The 6165-nt window shown below is 45.6% G+C and carries 5 protein-coding genes and 1 pseudogene; 4 read left to right on the top strand and 2 right to left on the bottom strand.

What is annotated here, in order from left to right; translation table 11 throughout:
* Positions 1-250 precede the first annotated feature (250 nt).
* Positions 251-1243: an alcohol dehydrogenase catalytic domain-containing protein gene (locus D6D85_RS07505; protein WP_125671447.1), complete on the bottom strand. Its 993-nt coding sequence runs from the start codon at positions 1241-1243 to the stop codon at positions 251-253.
* Positions 1244-1317: 74 nt separating this feature from the next.
* Here D6D85_RS07505 and D6D85_RS07500 point away from each other — a divergent pair, with 74 nt between their 5' ends.
* From D6D85_RS07500 to D6D85_RS07485, 4 genes are read left to right on the top strand one after another with little or no spacing between them, the layout of a single operon-like run.
* Positions 1318-2532: a BMP family lipoprotein gene (locus tag D6D85_RS07500; protein WP_373695744.1), complete on the top strand. Its 1215-nt coding sequence runs from the start codon at positions 1318-1320 to the stop codon at positions 2530-2532.
* Positions 2533-2562: 30 nt separating this feature from the next.
* Entirely contained in the window at positions 2563-4071 is a 1509-nt protein-coding gene (locus tag D6D85_RS07495) for an ABC transporter ATP-binding protein (RefSeq protein WP_125671445.1), read from the top strand.
* Positions 4049-5056 (top strand): ABC transporter permease, encoded by a 1008-nt coding sequence (locus D6D85_RS07490; RefSeq protein WP_125671444.1) that lies wholly within the window; start codon positions 4049-4051, stop codon positions 5054-5056. The genes D6D85_RS07495 and D6D85_RS07490 overlap by 23 nt, the downstream gene beginning before the upstream one ends.
* Positions 5053-5964, top strand: coding sequence for an ABC transporter permease (locus D6D85_RS07485; RefSeq protein WP_125671443.1), 912 nt, complete (start codon positions 5053-5055; stop codon positions 5962-5964). The genes D6D85_RS07490 and D6D85_RS07485 overlap by 4 nt, the downstream gene beginning before the upstream one ends.
* A gap of 12 nt (positions 5965-5976) precedes the next feature.
* On the opposite strand, the pseudogene D6D85_RS07480 reads toward D6D85_RS07485, so the two are convergent.
* Positions 5977-6165, bottom strand: a pseudogene (locus tag D6D85_RS07480) (AmmeMemoRadiSam system radical SAM enzyme); the annotation flags it as partial.

Here is a 6165-nt window from a genome sequence, read left to right as displayed (position 1 = left end):
TATACGCTTGCTGTAAGGAGGATAGAGCAGCCAGGGGATGATGTCATAATTAAGGCAGCTCTAACAGGGGTAAAAAGTGCCCCGGCTGTTAGAATAGGGGAGAAGGTGATCTTAGGGAGGGAAGCTGTGGACTTCCTGATGAATCTGGTGAAGGAGGGAAAAGTGGATCTCTAATTTCCATTTCAGGATAAAATCCATTCTGCTTGCGGTATTTATTTCCGATGTGCTAAGCTCTTAAAACTGCTGTTGCTCAGGTTACTTCAAGCAGGATCTTCACTTGATCTCTCTCAAAACTCCTTCTGAAAGCCTCATTTCCTCTCTCAAGTTTATAAGTTGAGCTTATGAGGTCATCAATCCTCACACATCCGCTTTTGAGAAGCTCTATTGCCCAGTTAAATGGCCCACATCTGCTTCCAATTATCGAGATCTCCCTCACGACAAGATCTGTATAGTCCAAGCTCACGCTTCCTCCATGAGTTGATTTCGCCACTATAACTCCCCTAGGTCTCACCAGCTTCAACGCCTTGTCAAGTCCATCAGGACTTCCTGTCGCCTCTATCACGTAATCGAAGCCCAATTTCTCTCTTTTAACAAACTCTAAGGCCTCCTCATATGTGAGAGTATGGGCTCCAAATGATTTAGCAAGCTTGGCTTTGGGGCTTCCCTCTCTTACAATGGCTACTATTGTAGCAGGATCGAACAACCTCATGACCTGAATGGAGAGGAGGCCGATTGTTCCCACACCTATTATCGCTATATTAGATTGAGGATCAGGTTTTTTGATGACAGCAGCTTCAAGCACAGCTGCAAGCGGTTCAACAAATGCTCCCTGCTGCCATGATAGTTCATCTATTCCGTGTAAAAGATCGGATCTTGTGAGCAGGTGTTCTGCCATCCCCCCGTTTATGCTCAGACCTATCGTCTCCCTCTGCGGGCAATGTTCTGGCATCCCATTTCTGCAATACCAGCAGCTCTTGCAGCTAACATTTATCTCCGTGGTTACCCTGCTTCCGAGAAGATCCTTGGAAACGCCCTCTCCGACCTCAACAACTTCACCAGATACCTCATGTCCTAGCACTATTGGAAGCTTTTTAAGCTTGTAAGATCCGCTGTAGACAGCCTTATCTGTCCCGCATATCCCGACATATCTCACCTTCAGCTTCACCCATCCAGCTTGCGGCTCTTCATCTCGTATATTCTCAAGCCTTAGATCTCTCGGACCGTGGAGCACAAGAGCTCGCATATCTCATCTAGCACAGGTATATTTTTATTTTAACCTCCTAAAAAAGCGGGGGGACCATATTGCATAGGTCTGGTTTGGCGAAGACAGTAGCCCTTTTAATTGTAGTAATACTTGTGATAGCTGCTGTCGCTGCTGCACTGCTTCTATACAAGCCTGCAGCTCCTCCACCACCTCCTGCGAAGAAAGTGAAAGTAGCAGTGCTCTTTGATGTCGGCGGAAGAGGAGATTTGAGTTTCAATGACATGGCATTTCTCGGTGCATCAAAAGCTGAGAAGGAGCTTAATGTTGAGATAAAAACTCTTACTCCAAAATCCCTAGCCGATATGGTTCCTTTGCTCGAACAACTTAGTGGAAGCAGGGAATACGATCTTATAGTTCTTGTTGGATTTCTCTGGACTGATCCTCTGAATAAGACTGCAGATAAATTCCCGAATCAGAAGTTCGCCCTGATAGACGCAACAACTGGAATTGTTAGGCCGAATGAAGCAGATCTTCTGTTCCGTGAGCAGGAATGTGCAGCGCTTGTTGGAATACTGGCCTCTGGAATGGCAAACTCTCTCGGCGGAAATAAGGTAGGTGCTGTGGCTGGAATGGACATACCTCCACTTTGGAAGTTCCATATAGGCTATTTATATGGAGTTAAGTACTTTGAGATGAAAACAGGGAAGAAAATGGACTTTCTCTGGCTCTACACGGGCACATTTACTGATACACAAGCAGGATACAATGCTGCTATGACCCTTCTCCAGCAGGATGTCAAGGTTCTTTATGGTCTTGCAGGTCTCACGCATGTAGGGATGTTCAACGCGGTGAAGGAGTGGAACTCTAGGAAGAACATGACAGCAGCGCTTGCTATAGGTCAGGATGCAAGTCAGGAGTGGTACTCTCCGATGAACATACCGCTAAGTGGTGCTAAGAGAGTGGATGTCGCAGTTTACACTGCGATAGAGATGGTGGTGAAGGGGACGTGGAAGGGAGGTATCACAACGCTTGGGCTTAAGGAAGGAGGAGTCGGCATATGGGATCTAGATGGTGTAAAGGAGTTTGCAAGTTTAGCTGCTGAAACAGGACAGCTGAAGGGGATGACGCCGGATGATGTGGTGAAAATAGTGAAATCTCAAAGAGATAAATATATACCAAGTGATGTCTGGAAGATGGAGGAGGAGCTGAGGCAGAAGATCATAAGCGGGGAGGTGAAGTTCAAGACTCCCTCCACGCACGATGAGTATGACTCAATAGTAAAGGCCCTTCTTGCAGGCAACCTTGATGCAGCACTTGTAAAGGGATAGCGCTCCCTCTTCTTCTTTTTTGGTGATCTCATGTCGTTTGTGGAGCTCAGGGATATAGTGAAGGTTTACCCTGATGGAGTGGTAGCGCTAAGAGGAGTTAGCATGGAGATATCAGAGGGGGAAATTCATGGTTTATTGGGGGAAAATGGGGCTGGAAAGACCACGCTTATGAGGATACTGTATGGAGAGATAAGGCCCACTAGAGGAGAGGTGTTTATCTCGGGCAGAAAAGTGAGCTTCAGGGGTCCATGGGATGCTATAAAAAACGGAATCAGCATGGTATATCAGAAGTTCACATTAGTTCCTACTTTCACAGTATTGGAGAATCTCTATCTCCCTTTGGCATTGATGGAGAAGGGAACAAGCATCGATGATGTGAGAAAAAGAGCTGAAAGGCTTTTAGATGAGTTAAATTTGAGGGTTCCGATCGATTCTTTTGTCGAGGAGCTTCCGGTGGGTGTGCAGCAGAGGGTTGAGATATTGAGAGCTCTTTTATTGAAATCCAAGATTTTAATACTAGATGAACCCACATCAGTGCTTACTCCAATAGAGACGAAGGAGCTCTTCAGGATGCTAAAGGAGCTGAAAAAGGCCGGAATAACGGTGATATTCATAACTCACAAGTTGAAGGAGGTAAGAGAGCTGGCTGACAGGATAACAGTATTAAGGAAAGGGATGAAGGTGGGAACTGTTAATGCAGCCGAAGTCACTGAAAGCGATCTTGCCAGAATGATGGTGGGCCATGAGATCGCTGTAGTGCAAAGACCATCACCAAGTATAGGAGAGAAGATTCTCGAGATTAGAGATCTCTGGGTAAAGGATGACAGAGGAATTGATGCTGTTAAGGGTGTTTCTCTGGAGTTGTATGAGGGGGAGATTCTGGGAATAGCTGGTGTGCAGGGGAATGGACAGCTTGAGCTGGCTGAAGCAATTGCTGGGATGAGAAGGATAGAAAGAGGTGCAATATTCTTAAATGGAAGGGAGATAACAAATCTTCCAGCTAGGCTTAGATACAGGTATGGGCTCGCTTATATACCAGACTCAAGGAGTGTGGGTCTTGTTGCTGAGATGAACTTAACCGAGAACTCTGTACTAACAAGCTTATCTGAGTTCATCAGAAAAGGGAGGATAAAGTGGTCGAATGCAGTTAGGAGGACATCCGAGATAGTGGATAGATTTAACGTAGTGACTCCATCGCTAAGAGTTGCTGTGAGATACCTGAGTGGAGGAAATCAGCAGAGACTTCTTGTGGGCAGGGAAATTACGAAAGAGCCAAGAGTTTTGATCATAGCAGAGCCTACTCATGGGCTTGATGTTGCTGCAACTGATTTCATAAGGAAGATTCTTCTTGATTTCAGGGACAAAGGGAAAGCTATACTCCTGATATCCACGGATTTGGATGAGATATTTCAGCTCAGCGATAGAATCGCTGTGATGTATGAGGGGAGAATAGTCGGAATCGGGAGAAACGAGGAATTTTCTCCTGAGAAAATCGGGCTTCTGATGGGTGGTGTTCATGCTCAGGACATCTCTTCTTGAGATACCTACATCTATTATAATTAGCTTCCTCTTAGGCTTTGTCCTCCTCTTATCGCTTGGATATGATCCAGTGAATATATACAAAATAATTATATTTGGAAGTATTGGAGATCCTGACTATCTACTTATCAGAAGCACTCCTCTTGTGCTCACGGGCCTTGCCTTCTCCATACCATTCCTGACGGGCACGTTCAACATAGGAGGAGAGGGGCAGTTCTATATAGGGGCCCTTCTCTCCCTTCTAGCAGCATACACAACTAAAAGCTCTCTTATGGCGATAGCTGTTGGGACGATGGCAGGAGGGGTTCTTGGAGCTTTAATCGCCATTATAAAAGTATATAGAGGTATAAACGAGGTTGTGAGCTCGATAATGCTCAACTGGATCCTCTACTTCTCGATTCTCTTCTCGATAACAACTTTCCTTTACGATCCTTTAATACCATATCAGTCTGTTCCCGTGCCCTTGGATGCAAGGCTTGGCTGTATCCAGATACTCGGTGAGAGAGTGCCGCTGATATTCTTGATAGCTGTGTGTGTCGCATTTATATCATACTATATACTCTATTATTCAAGAATAGGTTATTGCATGAGAGTTTCAGGCCTATCTCCTAAATCGGCTAGATATGCTGGATTCAGCCCAGAGTTATCAGTAATAACCTCGATGGTGCTTGGAGGAGCAATGGGAGGGCTTGGAGGTTCCCTCCTCGTAATAGGACATACGTATACTATTGATACAACGATGTCAGCGCTGTATGGCATGGGGTTTGCTGGAATTGGCGTGGGCCTTCTCGGGAGGAATAATCCAATAGGAATAATTTTCTCCTCAATATTCTTCTCAATGCTTGTAATAGGAGGGGAGATGGCTGAGTTGAGGGCAGGCATACCCACAGAGCTCGCTGATGCACTCATAGGGATCATGGTAATCGCTCTCTCTATGCCTTATATCTACAGAATAGTATACACTTATATAAGGTCGAGAAAATGATAGAGGATGTTCTGGGGCTCCTCTCATCCACCTTAGTGGCGATGGTTCCCCTTCTCCTTGCAAGCGTTGGAGAAATAATAGCAGAGAGATCTGGAGTTGTCAACATAGGGCTTGAGGGCATATTTGTGCTATCTGCCTTTTTATCAGCTCTTACAGCTTTCTACACAAGAGATCCATATGTAGCTCTTGCAGTAGGCTTGCTTGTAGGTTTTCTCTCAGGAGTTCTCCATGGAGTGATAAGCGTTTACCTCAGGGGAGATCAGATAATATCAGGAGTTGGATTCAATATGTTTGCATATGGAATCAGCATAATAGGGCTCATATGCACATGGGGACAGCATGGAGCGTCCCCGATAGTTGCCAAGATGCCGTTCATAGGGGGAGGGTTTCTCTTCTTCTCTCCTCTTCTAATTCTCAGCATCATAATAGCTATTGTGGTATGGTACTGGCTCTTCAGGACATCAAGCGGGCTGAAGCTGAGGGCATGCGGAGAGGATCCGAGATCAGCTGAGGCGATGGGAGTAAATGTCCTGAGGACTAGATTCTACGCAACTCTAATTGGTGCAATGCTCACTGGACTTGGAGGAGCTTACATGGTGGTCGGGTGGATAGGTCAGTTCACTAGATACATATCGGCTGGAAGGGGTTTCATAGCCCTTGCAATAGTTGCATTTAGCGGCTGGAATCCCATTATAGCAATAGCTGGAAGCATGATATTCGGTTTCTTCGATGCTCTATCCCTATACCTGCCCGTGAAGATACAGCTAATTTATCCTAGGATGAATCTCACATCCACTTCCTACGTCTTCAGAACTGTTCCCTACATAGCTGTGCTGATAACAGTATCTGTTGCCTTTAGAAAGGGGAGAATGCCCAGAGATCTCGGCAGGCCCTACATAAAGGAATGACTATTTTAGCTTTTAAATAACTAAGGAAGGCCATCTCTTCCTTCCGCTACTACATCTGCCCTCAATAGCTATCTTCTCACCGCAGAACTTGCACCTGTTGTCCTCTGTGAGATTGCACTCCTCTATATCAAACCCGTATCTTATTATGACAGGCTTTTTGCAGCTTGGACAGTACGTGTTCTCTCCGGGATCTCCAGGGAC

Source organism: Candidatus Methanodesulfokora washburnensis, assembly GCF_003947435.1.
GTDB classification, from domain to species: Archaea; Korarchaeota; Korarchaeia; order Korarchaeales; family Korarchaeaceae; genus Methanodesulfokora; species Methanodesulfokora washburnensis.
Note: the sequence above shows the minus strand (reverse complement) of the source record. Positions and strands in the feature narration are given on the sequence as shown.

Bases quoted from the DNA above. Each gene is read 5' to 3' on its own strand.
- D6D85_RS07485 (WP_125671443.1), top strand. From the start codon at position 5,053: ATGATAGAGGATGTTCTGGGGCTCCTCTCATCCACCTTAGTGGCGATG.
- D6D85_RS07495 (WP_125671445.1), top strand. From the start codon at position 2,563: ATGTCGTTTGTGGAGCTCAGGGATATAGTGAAGGTTTACCCTGATGGA.
- D6D85_RS07505 (WP_125671447.1), bottom strand. From the start codon at position 1,243: ATGCGAGCTCTTGTGCTCCACGGTCCGAGAGATCTAAGGCTTGAGAAT.
- D6D85_RS07490 (WP_125671444.1), top strand. From the start codon at position 4,049: ATGCTCAGGACATCTCTTCTTGAGATACCTACATCTATTATAATTAGC.